The 16821-nt window shown below is 69.6% G+C and carries 15 protein-coding genes; 10 read left to right on the forward strand and 5 right to left on the reverse strand.

Going from position 1 to position 16821, the window contains the following annotated elements; translation table 11 throughout:
• The first annotated feature begins 77 nt into the window (after nucleotides 1-77).
• On the forward strand, nucleotides 78-1415 hold the full coding sequence (locus WS64_RS23895) for an MFS transporter (RefSeq protein WP_059580143.1): 1338 nt from the start codon (nucleotides 78-80) through the stop codon (nucleotides 1413-1415).
• 119 nt (nucleotides 1416-1534) lie between these two features.
• Here WS64_RS23895 and WS64_RS23900 read toward each other — a convergent pair whose 3' ends face one another.
• On the reverse strand, nucleotides 1535-2545 hold the full coding sequence (locus WS64_RS23900) for a 3-hydroxybutyryl-CoA dehydrogenase (protein ID WP_060967904.1): 1011 nt from the start codon (nucleotides 2543-2545) through the stop codon (nucleotides 1535-1537).
• Nucleotides 2542-3648, reverse strand: coding sequence for an NAD/NADP-dependent octopine/nopaline dehydrogenase family protein (locus WS64_RS23905; protein ID WP_060967905.1), 1107 nt, complete (start codon nucleotides 3646-3648; stop codon nucleotides 2542-2544). The genes WS64_RS23900 and WS64_RS23905 overlap by 4 nt, the downstream gene beginning before the upstream one ends.
• Before the next feature lie 149 nt (nucleotides 3649-3797).
• On the opposite strand from WS64_RS23905, the gene WS64_RS23910 reads away from it, so the two are divergent.
• Both WS64_RS23910 and WS64_RS23915 read left to right on the forward strand, forming a co-directional pair.
• Nucleotides 3798-4772: an AraC family transcriptional regulator gene (locus WS64_RS23910; protein ID WP_060967906.1), complete on the forward strand. Its 975-nt coding sequence runs from the start codon at nucleotides 3798-3800 to the stop codon at nucleotides 4770-4772.
• Nucleotides 4769-5806 carry a LysR family transcriptional regulator gene (locus WS64_RS23915; RefSeq protein ID WP_060967907.1) on the forward strand — a complete coding sequence of 346 codons (1038 nt, stop codon included), beginning with the start codon at nucleotides 4769-4771 and terminating at the stop codon, nucleotides 5804-5806. The genes WS64_RS23910 and WS64_RS23915 overlap by 4 nt, the downstream gene beginning before the upstream one ends.
• A gap of 44 nt (nucleotides 5807-5850) precedes the next feature.
• On the opposite strand, the gene WS64_RS23920 is transcribed toward WS64_RS23915, so the two are convergent.
• On the reverse strand, nucleotides 5851-6969 hold the full coding sequence (locus tag WS64_RS23920) for a porin (protein WP_060967908.1): 1119 nt from the start codon (nucleotides 6967-6969) through the stop codon (nucleotides 5851-5853).
• A gap of 410 nt (nucleotides 6970-7379) precedes the next feature.
• On the opposite strand from WS64_RS23920, the gene WS64_RS23925 reads away from it, so the two are divergent.
• Both WS64_RS23925 and WS64_RS23930 read left to right on the forward strand, forming a co-directional pair.
• Nucleotides 7380-8783, forward strand: a complete 1404-nt coding sequence (locus WS64_RS23925) for a spinster family MFS transporter (RefSeq protein WP_060967909.1) — start codon at nucleotides 7380-7382, stop codon at nucleotides 8781-8783.
• 213 nt (nucleotides 8784-8996) lie between these two features.
• On the forward strand, nucleotides 8997-9977 hold the full coding sequence (locus WS64_RS23930) for a PDR/VanB family oxidoreductase (RefSeq protein WP_060967910.1): 981 nt from the start codon (nucleotides 8997-8999) through the stop codon (nucleotides 9975-9977).
• Between the two features lie 120 nt (nucleotides 9978-10097).
• On the opposite strand, the gene WS64_RS23935 is transcribed toward WS64_RS23930, so the two are convergent.
• Nucleotides 10098-11015, reverse strand: a complete 918-nt coding sequence (locus WS64_RS23935) for a LysR family transcriptional regulator (protein WP_060968570.1) — start codon at nucleotides 11013-11015, stop codon at nucleotides 10098-10100.
• 140 nt (nucleotides 11016-11155) lie between these two features.
• On the opposite strand from WS64_RS23935, the gene WS64_RS23940 reads away from it, so the two are divergent.
• From WS64_RS23940 to WS64_RS23950, 3 genes are all read left to right on the forward strand, one after another.
• The gene (locus WS64_RS23940; RefSeq protein ID WP_060967911.1) at nucleotides 11156-12439 is read left to right on the forward strand and encodes an aromatic ring-hydroxylating oxygenase subunit alpha; all 1284 of its coding nucleotides are present in this window, start codon (nucleotides 11156-11158) and stop codon (nucleotides 12437-12439) included.
• A complete protein-coding gene (locus WS64_RS23945; RefSeq protein WP_060967912.1) occupies nucleotides 12436-12939 on the forward strand; it encodes an aromatic-ring-hydroxylating dioxygenase subunit beta in 504 nt (167 codons plus the stop codon). The genes WS64_RS23940 and WS64_RS23945 overlap by 4 nt, the downstream gene beginning before the upstream one ends.
• A 65-nt stretch (nucleotides 12940-13004) precedes the next feature.
• Nucleotides 13005-13391 carry a tautomerase family protein gene (locus WS64_RS23950; RefSeq protein ID WP_060315739.1) on the forward strand — a complete coding sequence of 129 codons (387 nt, stop codon included), beginning with the start codon at nucleotides 13005-13007 and terminating at the stop codon, nucleotides 13389-13391.
• 50 nt (nucleotides 13392-13441) lie between these two features.
• Here WS64_RS23950 and WS64_RS23955 read toward each other — a convergent pair whose 3' ends face one another.
• Complete coding sequence (locus WS64_RS23955; RefSeq protein ID WP_060967913.1) at nucleotides 13442-14989, reverse strand: sensor histidine kinase; 1548 nt, start codon at nucleotides 14987-14989, stop codon at nucleotides 13442-13444.
• Nucleotides 14990-15141: 152 nt separating this feature from the next.
• Here WS64_RS23955 and WS64_RS23960 point away from each other — a divergent pair, with 152 nt between their 5' ends.
• Nucleotides 15142-16335, forward strand: coding sequence for an acyl-CoA dehydrogenase family protein (locus WS64_RS23960; RefSeq protein WP_059640309.1), 1194 nt, complete (start codon nucleotides 15142-15144; stop codon nucleotides 16333-16335).
• 102 nt (nucleotides 16336-16437) lie between these two features.
• Entirely contained in the window at nucleotides 16438-16815 is a 378-nt protein-coding gene (locus WS64_RS23965) for a hypothetical protein (RefSeq protein WP_060967914.1), read from the forward strand.
• Nucleotides 16816-16821: the final 6 nt, after the last annotated feature.

Consider the following 16821-nt stretch of genomic DNA (forward strand, 5'->3'; position numbering starts at 1 on the left):
GGGCCGGCGGGGCCGACAACACTAGCCCGCAGTGCTGCAAAAGACGGCACGCGCCCGCCTCCCCTTCAGAGTCCGCCATGTACCCGACCGACACTGTGCAATCCCCGAGCGCCGCCCGGCCGCTCGCCGACCGGCAACTGCGCCGGATCGTCATCGCCTCCGTCGCCGGCAACGCGATGGAATGGTATGACTTTTTCGTCTACGGCACGGCCGCAGCGCTGGTGTTCGGCCACGTGTTCTTTCCGCCCGGCGCATCGCCGCTGGCCGGCAGCCTCGCCGCGTTCGCGGCATTCGCGCTCGGTTTCGTCGCGCGGCCGCTCGGCGGAATCGTGTTCGGCCACGTCGGCGATCGCTACGGACGCAAGGCGTCGCTCGTGTGGACGCTGCTGATCATGGGCGCATCGACCTTCGCGATCGGCCTGCTGCCGACCTACGCGCAGGTCGGGCTGTGGGCGCCGGCCGCGCTCGTCGTGCTGCGGCTGCTGCAGGGCATCGCGTCCGGCGGCGAATGGGGCGGCGGCGTGCTGATGATCAGCGAGAACGCGCCGCCCGAGCAGCGCGGCTATTACGCGGCGTGGAGCCAGCTCGGCGTGGGCGGCGGCTTCGTGCTGTCGTCGGCCGCGTTTCTCGCCGCGCAGGCGCTGCCGGACGACATGTTCCGCACGTGGGGCTGGCGGCTGCCGTTCCTCGCGAGCATCGCGATCTTCGCGATCGGCATCTATATCCGCCGCCATCTGCCGGAAAGCCGCGACTTCGAGCAGGCCGGCAAGCGCGGTGCGCGCACGCACTTGCCGATCGTCGAGTGCATCCGTCGCCATCCGAAGGAAATCCTGCTCGCGATGGGGCTGCGCGTGGCCGAGAACGGCGGTGCGTACATCTTCCTCGCGTTCTCGCTCGTCTACGGCAAGTACGTCGGGATTCCGAACGGCACGATGCTGACCGGCGTGATGATCGCGATGATCGTCGAGATGGGCGCAATGCTCGCGTGGGGTCGCCTGTCCGACCGGATCGGCCGCAAGCCCGTGTACCTGATCGGCGCGCTGAGCCTGATCGCGTGCGCGTTTCCGTTCTTCTGGCTGCTCGATACGCGCGTGACGCCGCTCGTGTGGCTCGCGCTGACGGTCGGCACGGCGGTGAGCCACGGTGCGATGATCGGCACGCTGCCGGCGCTCGTCGGCGAGCTGTTCAGCACCGAAGTGCGTTACTCCGGCGTCGCGCTCGGCCACGAAGTCGCGTCGATCTTCGCGGGCGGCATGTCGCCGCTGATCGCGACCGCGCTGCTCGCGCGCTATCACGCGTCGTGGCCCGTATCGCTGTTCCTCGTCGCGCTCGGCCTCGTGACCGTCGCGACGCTGTGCGTGATGCGCGAGACGCGTGCCGTACCGGCGGCCGGCACGCGCGGCGACGCGGCATGAGCGCGCGGCCCGCGCCGGCCGCCGCATCCGCGTTGCCGGTAAACGACTGGCGCACCGGTTCACGGCGCCACGTGCGCGCTGGCGCGGCGCCGCAAGCGCACGCAGCCGCAACGTCGAGGCTACGTGTCCCGGCCGCGCCGCGCGCTGTCGAACGTCGGCGCGAGCCCGAGATGGTCGAGCAGCCGCGCGAATTCGCCGAGCCGCCGGCGCATGTACGCGGGCACATCCACGTTCGCGTAGTCGTGGAAGCCGACTCCCGTGCGCACGCCGTCGCGGCCGGCTTCCATGTTGCGCACGACGCTCGCGGCCGGCGCGAAGCGCGGCCCGATCTCGCCGGCCAGATACGTCGACGCGTAATACAGGATGTCGCAGCCGCCCCAGTCGATGAATTCGAGCAGCCCGAGCACCGCGAAGCGCGGGCCGAAGCCGGTGCGGATCGCCGTGTCGATATCCTCCGCGCTCGCGACGCCTTCCTCGACCATCCGTGCGGCCTCGTTCATCGCGAGCGCCTGGATGCGCGGCACGATATAGCCGGGCGCCGGCCCGCAGATCACCGGCTTCTTGCCCACGCGTTCGAGCAGCGCCGCGAGCGCGTCGACGACGGACCGATCCGTTACCTCGCTGCGGCTGACCTCGACGAGCGGCATCAGCAGCGCGGGATTGAGCCAGTGTGCGTTCAGCATCCGCGCCGGGCGCGCGACGTAGCGCTGCAGTTCGGTGACGACGAACGTCGACGTGGTGGACGCGATCGTTGCGTGCGCATCGACGTGTTCGCCGAGCCAGCGCAGCGCGTCCGCCTTGGCATCGAGCACTTCGGGCAGCGCTTCGAACACGATATCGGCATCGCGCACCGCGTCGGCCGCGCCATCCCGCGCGACGATCGCGATGCGCGCGACGACGGCATCCGCCTGTTCGGCATCGATGCGGCCCAGCGCGACCTGCGCATGCAGCGGCCGGGCGATCTCGTCGCGCGTGCGGTCGTCGAACGCGAGACGGCCGGCCGCATCGCGCGGCTTGAAGTCGATCAGCGTCACGTCGAGGCCCGCGAACGCGAACACGAGCGCGATGCCCTGCCCCATGCGCCCCGCGCCGAGCACGTGGATGCGCGTCACTTCCGCGGCCGCCTTCATGCCGTGTACCCCGCGCGGAGCAGCACGCGCAGCGCGGCGCGTGACAGCGCCGCGAGCCCGAGCCGTTCCAGCGTGCGGCCTTCCGCGTACAGGTCCCGCACCGCCACCGCGCTCGCGATGCTCAGCAGCCCCTGCGCGACGGGCGTCGGCACGCCGGCCCAACGCCCGCACGACACGATCAACGACAGCCCGAGCCGGGTGTCCTCGAGCATGTAGCGATGCGTGCGCAGATCGATCTTCTCGCGCCAGTCGCCGCTATCGGTCAGCTTGCCGTGCGCGCCGCGCCCGTACATCCACTCGTCGCCGTCGGTCGCGTAGTGATCGGCGAGCGGAAAATGCGGCGCGCGGTAGCCGAGCGCTTCGCGCACCGCGATACGTTCGGCGTCGAGCGCGTTCGTCACGCGGCGGATCGACGGCTGCGTGCCTTCGTTGTGGATGTCCCACGCGTCGAAGTGTTCGAGCGGCCCGGCGTTCATCAGGATCAGCGGCGGATGGATCACCGGGCCCGCGTTCATCAGCGCGCCGGACAACGCATCCTCGACCGGCTCGACCGACGGATAGCCCGCACGCAGCACGTCGAACGCCCAGCCGGCCGCGTTCGCCGGCCACACGCCGGTCGGCAGGCGCGTCGCGTACGCGCTGATCACGACGTCGTTGCCGCCATGCTTGCGCACGAGGTACGGCAGCGTGCCCGTTTCGGCGAACGCGACGCGCGCACGATTGCCGGCATCAGCCGCCACGCGGGCGAACACGACGCTGCCGAACGTGCCGGGCGGCAAAAACACGACCTGGCCGTCCTCCAGCAGCGACGCGACCTGCGCGGCGAGCGCGTCGTGCGACGTGGCCGGCAGCGGCACCACGACGAGCCGCGCGCCGCTCAGCGCGGCGGCGAGATCGTCGGTCAGGCGAATCGCGCCGGGCGCATCGCCGAGCGGCACCGTGCGCTTGCCGCGATAGTCGGTGACGTTCAGCACGCCGAGCTCGCGCAGCCGCGCATGCCGCGCACGGTCGCGCCGCCACCACGTCACGTCGTGGCCTTTTTCGAGCAGGTCGATGGCCGCCGCATGGCAGCCGTGGCCGCCGCCCAGAACACATACCTTCATCGTTTTCTCCCGGTGATCGAGTCTCTCCGAGACTACGCGGCCGCCCGCGCCGCGTCGCTTCAAAACGCGCAACGACGCGCCCGTTCGCGCAACGCAATCGCGGCGCCGTGCACGACGCTGCACGCCCGCCTTCGCTACGAGGTCTAGGAATGGACATCGCCCTTTCCCGCCATGCGCCGAACCGGCTCGGCACGCTGCAGGCGCCCGACGAAGTCGAACGCGCGGTCGCGCATCGTCTCGGGCCGCACCGGATGGCCGCGTCCGGCCGCGATCCGTTTCATGCGGAGCTGTACGAGGTGCCGCTGCATCACGGCGCGCTGCTCGAACTCTGCTACGGCCGTGAAACGCGCATCGATTTCGGCGACGATGCCGATCACTTCCTGTTCCGGCTGACGCTCGCGGGCACGTGCGAACTGCAAGCCGGCAGCGTCGTCGCGCGCGCCGGCCCCGGCGCGCTGACCGTGTCGTCGCCCGCGCTCGCGAGCCGCCTGCGCACGAGCCGCGATTGCCGCAATCTCGTGCTGCGGCTCGAACGCGGCGCGCTCGAACGCAAGTTGCAGGACATGCTGCGTGCGCCGCTCACGCGGCCGCTGCAATTCGACCTCGCGACGAGCGGCGCGGGCGCGGGCGCCGCGCTCGTGCTGTCGACCTTCGAATACCTGTGTCGGCTCGGCGCGCAGCCGCGCATCGGCACGGCGTCGCCGGTGTTCGGCGCCGACCTCACCGCGTGGCTGATGTCGCTGCTGCTCACGCACCTGCCGCACGCGTACAGCGACGCGCTGCTGCGCGGCACGCCACCGCTGCCCGCGCACGTGCGGCGCGCGTGCGATCACGTCGATGCGCACCTCGGCGAACCGCTCGCGCTCGCCGTGCTGGCGGCCGTCGCGGGCGTCGCGCCGCGCACGCTGCAGCATGCGTTCCGCGCGTTCCTGCACACCACGCCGGCCGCGTACGTACGCGAGCGCCGGCTCGCCGCCGTGCACGCGGCGCTGCAACGCGGCGACGCGCGCAGCGTGACCGACGTGCTGATCGCGCACGGCATCCATGGCTTCGGCCATTTCGCGAAGGCATATGCGCGGCGTTACGGCCACGCGCCTTCCGTCACCGCGAGGCAGACACGTTGACGCTCTCCACTCCCGGCCGCGCGACGGCCCCCGCCCGCCCCGCAGCCGCGCCGCACGACGGCGACTCGCCCGACGGCCTGCGCGTGCAGGATCTCGATCTCAACCTGTTGAAGACGTTTCGCGCGGTGTATGAAGAGCGGAACGTCGGCCGCGCGGCGCTGCGGCTCGGCGTCACGCAGCCGTCCGTCAGCCACGCGCTCGGCCGGCTGCGGCTGATGTTCCGCGACGCGCTGTTCGTGCGCACCGGCACCGGCGTCGAGCCGACCCCGCGCGCGCAACGGCTCGCGATCTCGGTCGACAAGGCGCTCGCGATCCTGCAGGACGTGCTCGACGAAGGCTCGCGCTTCGCGCCCGACAGCACGCAGCGCGTGTTCCGCCTGCACATGAGCGATTTCGCGGCGAGCGCGTTCCTGCCGACGCTGCTCGCCGCGTTCGACCGGCGCGCGCCGGGCGCCGTGATCGAGACGCTGCACGTCGACGAATGCCAGCTCAACGTCGCGCTCGAATCGGGGCGCATCGACTTCGCGCTCGGGCATTTCGCCGATGCGTCGAGCCATTTCCAGCGCACCGCGCTGCTGCACGAGCGCTGCGTGCTGCTGATGCCGCGCCGCACCGCCCGGCGCGTCGGCCTGCCGGACGATTTCGTGCTCGACGGCGCGGCGCCCGACGCGCTGCGCTTCGTCGCGATCACGTCGCATCCGCAATCGATGCAATTGCTCGAACGGCACGAACTGATGCCGCGCGTGCGCGCGGCGCTGCCCGATTTCATGGTGGTGCCGGCATTACTGCAAGGCGGCGACTACGCGCTGATCCTGCCGGAGACGATCGCGATCACGTTCGCGGCGCGCCAGCCGTGCGTGCTGTACGAAGTCGCCGGCGCCGGCGAGTGGGCCGTCAACGCGTACTGGCATCGCCGCTTCGACGCGGACCCCGGCCATCGCTGGCTGCGCGCGCTGCTGCTCGAACTGTTCAATATCGGCGAGCAGGCGCCGTTCGACGCATGGCTCGCGCCGCAGCCGCCCGCCTGCGCGTAGCGCCGCGAGCGGGCCCGCACCAGGGCGCGGGTCCGCCAAAACGGTCAGAACGACGTGAGGATGCCCGCGACGAGCGCGCTCGCGGTCGCGCCCGGCTTCGCGACCGCGACGCCGCCGCCCGCCGCGCCGTTGACGACGAAGCGCGCATGCGCGCCGTTGCGCACCATCGCGGCGCCCGTGTACAGCACCGTGCGCTTCGACAGCGGATAGTCGAAGCGGATGCCGTACGAATCGGCGTTGCCGTCGCTGTCGGCCACCTTCCGGTAATGGCCGACGCTCAGCAGCAGCGACGCGCGTCCGATCGGCACCGTCGCGCTGAGCTCCATGATGTCGCTGTGCGGATACGCGCTCTGGCTGTCGACCGCGGTCGCCACATCGGGGCCGCCGCGATGGCGCATATACAGCGCTGCCACCTTCACGACCTTGAAGTCGTACGAAATCGCGCCGAGCGTGTAGTTGCCGTTCGCGGCCGGGCTCGTGTTGCCGAGCGTCGATGCCGCTACCGGGCTGAACTTCTGCTGCATGTAGTCGACGTCGACCGACAGCCCGCCGCGCACGTAGTTGATGCCCGCGCCGTACGTATCGCCGAGCGTCGCCGGCTGCCCGGCCGCGCCATTGGCGCCGCGCGCGGCCATCGCGCGCAGCATGAAGCCCGCGTAGCGCGGCGACGTGTAGCGCATCGAGTTGCGCACGCGCAGGAACGCGGGCCCGACGAAGTTGTTGGTCGCGTTGCCCCAGGCGAGCCCCGCGCCGAGGCCGGGCAGGCTGTACGTGACGAGCGTCGTATGCAGGATCGTGTAGAGCTCGCCGAACTGCACGCCGCCGAACGGCCCCGTGATGCCGACCCACGCTTCGCGGCCGAACAGCGCGCTGCTGTTCGACAACGCGCCGCTCGCCGCATTGAAGCCGTTCTCGAGCTTGAAGATCGTCGCGTAGCCGCCGCCGAGATCCTCGACACCCTTCAGCCCCCACTGCGACGCCCACAGGTTGCCGCTGCCCATGCGTGTCACGTGGTTCGGCCCGGCGTTCGCGTATTCGATCGCGGTGTCGATGCGGCCGTAGAGCGTCATGCTCGATTGCGCGGCGGCCGGCAGCGTCATGCACGCGAGCAGCGCGGCAAGCAGTACGGCAAGCCGGTCGGCCCGCCCGTTCGGTTGGTTCATCTGCGTCGTCCCGTAGAAGTTGCGGCGCCTGTCGGCATCGCGCCGCTCGATGTGAAGCGCGTCCGCTTTCAGACGCGAACGCTGCCGATCAAAACCCGGCCGAGTCTAGGAACGACAATTTCGGACGTCGACGCAATGCGCTCTATAACGCTTATAGACGCGCCGCATGATGCGCGCGCGCCCCGTCGCACGTACGCTGCGGGGCGGCTCCCGCGCAGGGCCTCGGTGTTTTCTTTATCCGCGTCGGTAAATGTCCGTGTGGCGCGGCTGTCACTCCGGCTATGGCGGCCGAATTTGGCCGACTACGCTGCGTTTCCGATCGTGTCACCCGCACGCGTTCGCGCCGCGACGGCGCCCGGCCCGCGAGGCCGATGCCGCGCGTTTCCACCGCCCGCTCCTGGAGAACCCGCATGTCCGCATCCACGGCCCGCGCTGCCGACGGCAAGCGCTATACGTACGAATGGTATGTCGTCGTCATCTGCATGCTCGCGTACATCTTTTCGTTCGTCGACCGCCAGGTCCTCGTGCTGATGATCGAACCGATCAAGCGCGACCTGCACCTGTCCGATACGCAGTTCAGCCTGCTCAACGGCTTCGCGTTTTCGCTGTTCTATGCGGTGATGGGGCTGCCGGTCGCGTATCTCGCCGACCGCTATGCGCGCCCGCGCATCATCTCGCTCGGCATCGCGCTGTGGAGCGTCGCGACCGCCGCATGCGGGCTCAGCCAGCATTTCGTGCAGATGTTCGTCGCGCGGATGGGCGTCGGCGTCGGCGAGGCCGCGCTGTCGCCCGGCGCGTATTCGATGCTCGCCGACTACTTCCCGAAGGAGAAGCTCGGCCGCGCGATCGCCGTGTATTCGCTCGGCTCGTTCATCGGCGGCGGCATCGCGTTCCTGATCGGCGGCTACGTGATCGCGCTGCTCAAGCATGCGAGCGCGTTCACGCTGCCGATCGTCGGGCAGGTGCATGCCTGGCAGGTCACGTTCCTGATCGTCGGGCTGCCGGGGATCCTCGTTGCGCTGCTGTTCGCCGCGACCGTGCGCGATCCGCAGCGCAAGGGGCTCGCGCAGGATCGCTCGGGCGCCGTGCGGCGCGTGTCGATGCGCGATTCGCTGCGCTTCGTCGGCGCGCATCGCGCGACCTTCGCGTGCCACTACCTCGGCTTCTCGTTCTATGCGATGACGCTGTACTGCCTGCTGAGCTGGACGCCCGCGTTCTATATCCGCCACTTCGGGATGACGGCCGTCGAAGCCGGCTACACGCTCGGCATCGTGCTGCTGGCCGCGAACACGGCCGGCGTGTTCTGCGGCGGCTGGCTCAACGACTGGCTGCTGCGGCGCGGCCGAAGCGATGCGCCGATGCGTGCCGGCGCGATCGGCGCCGCGTGCATGGTGATTCCCGCGACGCTGTTCACGCAGCTCGACAGCCTGCCCGCGTCGCTCGCGATGCTGGTCGTCGCGATGTTCTTCGCATCGTTCCCGATGCCGACGTCGACCGCCGCGATGCAGACGCTCGCGCCGAACCAGATGCGCGCGCAGATCTCCGCGCTGTTCCTGCTCGTGTCGAACCTGATCGCGCTCGGGATCGGCACGACCGTCGTCGCGCTGTTCACCGATCGCGTGTTCGGCGCGCCGGCCGCGGTCGGCCATTCGATGTCGATCGTCAACGTCGCGGCGGGCACGCTGGCCGCGCTGCTGCTCGCCGCAGGGTGTCGCCGCTATCGCCGCAGCCTCGAACGCGAACGCGGTCATGCGGCGGCATCGGCTTCGGCCGACGCGGCCGTCGACGGCGGCAACGCCATCGCCGTTCGCTGAAGCCGCGCGGTTCACCGATCGCGTGGTCCGCGCACCGGCCGCGCGATCGCCGCCACGCCGGCCAGCGACAATCGGCATGCCCACTATCATCCATCCCGCTTATTCCAACATCGATTTTTAATCGATTTGATTTATGCGAGGCCCATCCCTATTCTCGATTGCATGCCGGCGCGGGCTCGGCCGCGCCGCTTTTCTCTACCCACGGAATTTCCCATGCAAGCGAACCGCCACCAGGTCCGGATCGATGCGCTGATCGACGCGGCGCAGGACATCCGCTGTTTCCGGATCTCGCGCGTCGACGGCCAGCCGTTCGACGCGTACGAACCCGGCGCCCATATCGACGTCACCGCGCCGTCCGGCATCACGCGGCAATACTCGCTGTGCGGCAACCCCGACGAGCGCCGCAGCTACCTGTTCGCGGTGAAGAAGGAAACGCACTCGCGCGGCGGCTCGCGCTCGCTGCACGACGACGTGAGCGTCGGCGCCGAATTGTCGATCGGCACGCCGCGCAACCTGTTTCGTCTGACCGATGACGCGAGCGAGCACGTGTTGGTCGCAGCCGGCATCGGCATCACGCCGCTGCTGTCGATGGCGTATGCGCTGAACCGGCGCGGCGCACGCTACCGGTTGCATTACTTCGCGCGCAGCCGCTCCCACGCGGCCTTCGTCGACGAATTGTCGGCCGAGCCGTTCGCATCGCACGTGACGTTCCACTACGGCGTCGAGCCCGATGCGCTCGCGGCCGAACTCGGCCGCTGCATGGAGTCGATCGACTCGAGCGCGCATGTCTATACGTGCGGGCCCGGGCCGTTCATGGATGCGGTCGTCGCCACCGCGACCACGCGCGTTCCGGAAGACGCGATTCATCTCGAACGCTTCGCGGCGGAACCGTCGGCGGCCGTCACCGCCGCGGATGACGCCGCGGCGGACGGCTTCGAAGTGCGCCTGCAACGCAGCGGCCAATCGGTGCGCGTCGCACCCGATACGTCGATCGTCGACGCACTCGCGAAGATCGGCATCCAGGTCGATACCTCATGCGGCGAAGGCGTGTGCGGCACCTGCATGGTGCCGGTGCTCGACGGCGAACCCGATCATCGCGATCACTGCCTGAGCAAGGCCGAGCGCGCGAGCAACACGGTGATCTGCTGCTGCGTGTCGCGTGCGCGATCGCCCGTGCTCGTGCTCGATCTCTGATGCACGGGGCGCGCTGGCGCATCGCGATCTGGCGATCGACTGACGCACCGATGCGCTGAAGGTCGGGACAGGCCGGCGCCGGCGACACGCGGCCGCCGCCCATCTCGCACCGCCCGATCGTCATTCGTCGAAACGCTCGACGATCTCCGCGAGCAACACGCGCATCCATGCGTTGCCCTCGTCCTCGTGGAAGTGCTCGTGCCAGTGCATCGTCACCGGCGCGGGCGGCAGCGTGACCGGCAGCTCATACAGCCGGAACGCGTTGTCGCGGTTCAGGATCCGCGCGAGCCGCTTCGGCAGCGTCGCATACAGATCGGTGACCGACAGCACGCTCGGCAGCGCGACGAAGTGCGGCACCTCGAGCGCGATGTTGCGGCCCACGCCTTGCGCGCGCAACGCATCGTCGAGCGCGTGGTGGCTGTGCTCGACCGATTTCACGTTCACGTGCGCGGCGCGCACGAACTGCTCGAGACTCAGCGCGGCGCCGGCCGGCAAGCCGCGCCGCCGGCCCGTCATGCACACGTAGGTTTCCTCGAACAGCACCTGGTGGCGCGTGCGCGGCATCAGCTCCGGCAGGTTGCCGATCGCGAAGTCGAGCCGGCTCGCGCGCAGCGCTTCCTCGATCTCCTCCACCGGCAGCGGCTGCACGCTGAGCGTCACGCGCGGCGCGCGCTCGCGCAGCGCCCGGCAGATCGCCGGCAGGTACGCCATCTCGCCCGCATCCGACAGCGACAGCCGGAACGTGCGCGTGCTGGTGGCCGGATCGAAGCGCTCCGCGTAGCGCAGCGCGACGCGCACCATGTCGAGCGCCTTGCCGACGATGCCGGCGAGCTCCAGCGCGACCGGCGTCGGCTGCATGCCGGCGCGCGTGCGCACGAACAGCGGATCGTCGAACAGCGTGCGCAGCCGGCCGAGCGAATAGCTGACGGCCGGCTGCGACAGCGCAAGCCGCTCGCCGGCCTTCGTCAGGCTGCGTTCCTCGACGATCGCCTGGAATACGCGCAACAGGTTCAGATCGAGATGATCGACCGATGTCATCGTGACCTCCATCATTTGCCGCATTTATTTGATCATCGATTTTAGATCAATTTGACCGATATGTAGCAGAAGACGAGACTGGTCTCCGGACGCTGCGCCCGGCGCGGCCCGATTTTCGCGACTCTTTCCCCACGACGACGATGAGCGACATTGCCTACCAGACGATCGACACCCGCGCGTTGCACGGTCTCGCGCAGCCCGACCGCATCGCGCCCGCGATGTACCACGACCCCGCGCTGTTCGAAGCCGAGCTCGACCGCATCTTCTACCGCACCTGGATCTGGGTCGCGCACGAAAGCGAACTGCCGAACCCGGGCGACTTCATCACGACGACGATCGGCCGCCAGCCGGTAATCGTCGTGCGCGACAAGACCGGCGAGATCAACGTGCTGCAGAACCGCTGCCGCCATCGCGGCGCGACCGTGTGCGAAGCGCACAAGGGCAACGCGAAGGGCTTCACGTGCCCGTATCACAGCTGGTCGTACGCGCTCGACGGCACGCTGCGCGCGCTGCCGTACGGCGACGGCTACGAAGGCGTGTGCGACAAGGGCGACCTGCCGCTCGTGAAGCTGCGCGTCGGCGTGTACCAGGGGTTGATCTTCGCGAGCTTCAACGACGCGATCGAGCCGCTCGAGGATTTCCTCGGCGGCGCGAAGCCGTGGATCGACCTGTTCATGAAACAGGGCGCCGGCTACCCGATCAAGGCGAACGGCGAGCACAAGTTCAGGTTCAAGGGCAACTGGAAGATCCAGCTCGAGAACACCACCGACCTCTACCACTTCCCGGTCGTGCACAAGTCGTGGATGAAGTCGATCGACGACGAAACGGCCGCCGCGATCACGCGCTTCATGACGAGCGAGGACGCGTTCTGCCGCGCGCTCGGCAACGGCCACAGCCTCGCGGTGCTGATGCCCGAGCTGATCGATCTCGACGCGGACGACGGCGCCCCGCTGCCCGAACGCTTCGCGCCGCTCGCGGCGAAGCTCGCCGAGCGCCACGCGCCGGACGAAGTGCGCCGCATCGTGCGCTCGCTGATGGGCGTCGGCTTCAACCTGAACCTGTTCCCGAACCTCGCGCTGTCGATGGCGTTCTTCCGCGTGCTGCGGCCGATCTCCGCGAACGAAACCGAGATCCGCCACGTCGCGCTCGCGATGGACGGCGGCCCCGACGAAGCGAACCGCGAGCGCCTGCGCATTCACGAACACTTCCAGGGCCCGTTCGGCTTCGGCAGCCCCGACGACGCGGAAGCCTGGGAGCGCGTGCAGCGCGGCGCGCATGCGGGCCCCGACGTGCCGATCCTCGTGAATCGCGGGCTGAACCGTGAAATTACCGCCGCGAACGGCGAAAAGACCGCGCACGCGACCGACGAAACCGGCATGCGCGAGGCCTACCAGCAGTGGCGCAAGATGATGGAGCAACAGTGATGGACGACCGCAACGCCCTCTTTTCCGAGCAGACCTTCGCCCGCGCGGTCGAATTCGTGTGGCGCGAAGCCGAGATGCTCGACCGTCGCGACTACCGCGCATGGCTCGACCTGTGGGATCCGGCCGGCCACTACGTGGTGCCGATCGATCCCGACGCGACCGACTTCGCGGCGACGCTGAACTACGTGTTCGACGACCACGACATGCGCGAGAAGCGCGTGCAGCGGATGGTGTCCGGTTACTCGGCGTCGGCCGCCGACGCGGCGCGCACGGTGCGCACCGTGTCGCGCTTCACGCTGGAGAGCGGCAGCGCCGACACCGTCGAGCTGAAATCGGCGCAGGTCGTCGTCGCGTACAAGCGCGGTGTCGCGACGCTGTTCGCGGCCGACGTCACGCACAAGCTGCACGTCGATGCCGACGGCGAGATGCGGATCGCGGAGAAGGTCGTGCGCCTGATCGACTCGACCGAAGCGCTCAGCGCGATCGGCTTCCTGCTGTAAGCCGTGGCCGGTTCACCGCTGCACGCGCAAAGGTGAACCGGTCACCTTCACCTTTCCGAGCCATCATGCCCACACTCGAAGTTTTCCTGCCGGCCGGCCATGACGATGCGCGCAAGGCCGAACTGATCGCGAGACTGACCGATGCGACCGTCGACGCGATCGGCGCACCGATCGAATCGGTGCGCGTGCTGCTCACCGAACTGCCCGCGACGCATATCGGCCTCGGCGGCCGCAGCGCCGCGGACGGCGCGCCGCCGTCGCTGCCGGTGATCGTCGCGATCCTGATCGCCGGCCGCACCGACGAGCAGAAGCGCGCGCTGATCGCCGCGCTGTCCGACGCGGGCGCGAATGTGCTCGACGCGCCGCTGCAGGCGACGCGCGTGATCATCAAGGACATTCCGAACACCGACTTCGGCATCGGCGGCCGGACCGCGCGGGCGCTGGGGCGCTGACGATGCGCCGTGCGCCGCCGCCCCGCCGCGACGCGCCGCCGCGGTTGCGCTCAACCGTCCGCGAGCGGCAACGTGACGCGGCAGTCGAGCCCGCCGCCAGCAGCCGCGCTCGCGGCGATCCGCCCGCCGTGGCGCGTGACGATGCTCTTGCACAGCGACAACCCGATCCCGTTGCCGCCGGCCTTCGACGACGAGAAGCCGTCGAACAGCCGCTCGTGCGCGCCGGCCTCGATGCCCGGGCCATTGTCGACCGCACGCAACTCCGCCTGGCCGGCCACGTTCGCGGTGCCGAGCGTCAGCGTGCGCGGCACGCGCTCGCAACTGGCGAATGCCTCGATCGCATTGAACGCGAGATTCAGGATCACCTGCCCGATCAGCACGCGCTCGCAACGGATCGGCAGCGGTGTGTCGGCCTGCACGATCGTGACCGTCACGCCGGCCTCCTTCGCGCGCAGCTCGATGAAGTACGCGACGTCCGCGAGGATGTCGCGCAGGTCGGCCCGCGCGACGACCGGCTCGCGCTTCACGATGAACTCGCGCACGCTCTTGATGATCAGCGCCGCGTGCTCGGCCTGCCGGTCCGCGCTGCGCAGCCCCCAGATCGCGTCGTCGACGGCGCCGTTGCCGTTCAGCCGTCGCACCGCGCCTTCGATGAAATTGCGCACGGCCGCGAGCGGCTGGCTCAACTCGTGCGCGATCACGGTCGCCATCTCGCCCATCGCGTTGTAACGGCCCGCGTATTCGAGCATCCGCGCCTCGGCGCGCCGCGCATCCTCGATCGCGACTTCGTCGCTCACGTCGCGGAACTGCACGAGCAGCCCGTCGAGATCGCCTTCGATCTCGACCTGCCGGCACAGGATGCGCAGCCAGCATGCCGAGCCGTCGCGCCGCACGATCCGGTAGCGCTGCGGCGCGGACGGATGCGCCGACGGTGCATCGCGCAACTGCGCGACGAGCCGGTCGCGATCGGCTTCGGCGCAGTAGTCGAGCACCTCGCCGAGCGGTTCGCCGGGCGCGAGCCCGAGCACGCGGCGGCCCGACTCGCTGATGAACTGCACGCCGCCGTGCGGCGTCACGACCGCGATTCCTTCGTCGAGATCCTGCATGAACTCGCGCAGCCGCGCCTCGTAGCGGCGCAATTGCTGGCGCACCGCCTCTTCCGCGCTGATGTCGCGAAACTGCACCATCACGACGTCGCGCCCGCGCAGCGGCACGTAGGTCGCGGTGGCCTCGGACAGCATGTCGACGCCCGTACGCGATCGATAACACCATTCGTACACCTGCGGCCCGTCGACGAGCGCGCGATCCCACGCGCTCACCGCGATCTCGCGCCGATACTTCGGCTCTGGGCGCGTCATGTCCGGCGCCTTCAGCGGCAGCAATTCCTCGACGGAAAAACCGAGCGCGATGCACGCGGCGCGATTCGCCCACACGATCGCCTTGGTCTGCGCGTCGTGCAGCAGCACGCACGTGGTCAGCGCGTCGAGCAGCCGGTGGAAATCGTCTTCGTCGGGAAAACTCATGATCGGATTCGGAGCAAGGCGCGCGGCGTCGCGCGGCCGGAAGCCCAACATAGCACCGGCGCGCGCCGATCGCATCTGAAGATTTCTTTAGGCCGGCACGGAGCGTCACCAGTCAGGCGGCCCAACGCACCAATTGCCGCGTGTTTTCGGCGTTTCTAGACTAGGTCTGTTTGCATATGAAACGCACATGCGAATGCCCGACATCGCCCCATCCCCAGGAGACTTTCATGCCGCAAGCCGCCCTCGCCATCGAATCCGCGCCGCCTTCGCCGCCCGCGGCCCGTCCCGCGGCCGGGCAGTTGTCGCCGCTCGACGCGGTGATCGAAACCGTCGCCGCGCGCCGCGACGAATTCGACCGGCTGTCGCACGTGCCGCGCGACGTGATCGCGCTGTTCAAGCAGGCCGGCATCTATCGCGCGGGCACGCCGCGCCGCTTCGGCGGCGACGCGCTCGCGCCGACCGCGTTCCTCGACATGATCGAACGGATCGCGACCGCCGACGGCTCGGCCGCGTGGGTCGCGAGCTTCGGCTCCGCGAACGTCTACCTCGCCGCGCTGCCGCTCGACACGCAGGCCGAGCTGTACGCGAGCGGCCCCGATCAGGTGTTCGCGGGCGGCCTGTTTCCGGTGCAGCCCGCGCAGGACGCTCCGGGCGGCTGGCGCGTGAACGGCACGTGGAAATTCGCGAGCGGCTGCAAGGGCGCCGACTGGCTCGGCGTCGGCATCGCCGTGCCGGGCGCGCGGGACGCGGCGCCCAACAAGCCGCGCACGGCCGTGTTCCGCGCCGCCGATGTCGAGATCGTCGAGAACTGGAGCGTGGTCGGCATGCAGGGCACCGGCAGCCACGACCTGCGCGTGAACGACCGCTTCGTGCCCGAGGCGTGGACCTTCGTGCGCGGCGGCGAGGCGACGGTCGACGAACCGCTGTACCGCTACCCGACCGTCGCGTATGCGGCGCAGGTGCTGGCCGTCGTCAACCTCGGCCTCGCGCGCGCGGCGCTCGACGTCGTGAACCGGATGTCGGGCGGCCGCCAGACGACGACCGGCGCGCCGCGTCTCGCCGATCGCGCGTACTACCGCATCGAGCTCGCGAAGGCCGAAGCGCAACTGCGCTCGGCACGCGCGTTCTTCTACGACGCGACCGATACGGTGTGGCAATCGATCCTCGCCGGCAATCCGGTGACGCCCGACCAGGTCAGCCTGCTGCGGCTCGCGGCTACGCAGATCGCGCGCGAAGGCGCGAGCGTCGTCGAACGCGCGTACCGCCTCGGCGGCACGGCGGCGATCTATCGCACGCATCCGTTGCAGCGGCTGCTGCGCGATGCGATGGTCGTCACGCAGCACGCGTTTCTCGGCGAAGGCAACTTCGACGGCGCGGGCGCGGTGTTTACCGGCGTCACGCCGTTTCCCGGCTATCTGTGACCGGCATCGGCCGAAACCGCGATGCATACGCATGAAACCGGATCCGGAGCGCGCTCGCCGGCCGGATCATGCACCCCAACCGATTCCTCTGGAGAACCCGATATGTCCGATTCGAATCCGCTGCCGCTGCGCGTGCTGTTCTGCTGCGGCGTGTCGCAGAATTTCTTCGACCTGCCGCGCGAGCGGATCGGCGAAGTGTGGCAGGCGTACGGCGCGATGCTCGCGGCCGTCGAGGCGATGCCCGGCGTGCGCGTGCTCGGCGTGATGGACGACGACCGCCTCGTGGTCGGCCAGGCCGACGGCGCGCCATGGACCTTCTACATCATGGCCGACGTCGCCGATTTCGACACGGCGGTCGCCGTGTGCAACCTGTACCGCACGACGCCCGTCGGCGAATACAACCTGTGGCGCTACGGCAAGATCGAGGCGCGCGTCGGCCGCGCGCTGACCGTGCCGCCGGCCGCGAAGCCCGCGGCGTGAGGCGCG

The organism is Burkholderia anthina (assembly GCF_001547525.1).
GTDB classification, from domain to species: domain Bacteria; phylum Pseudomonadota; class Gammaproteobacteria; order Burkholderiales; family Burkholderiaceae; genus Burkholderia; species Burkholderia semiarida.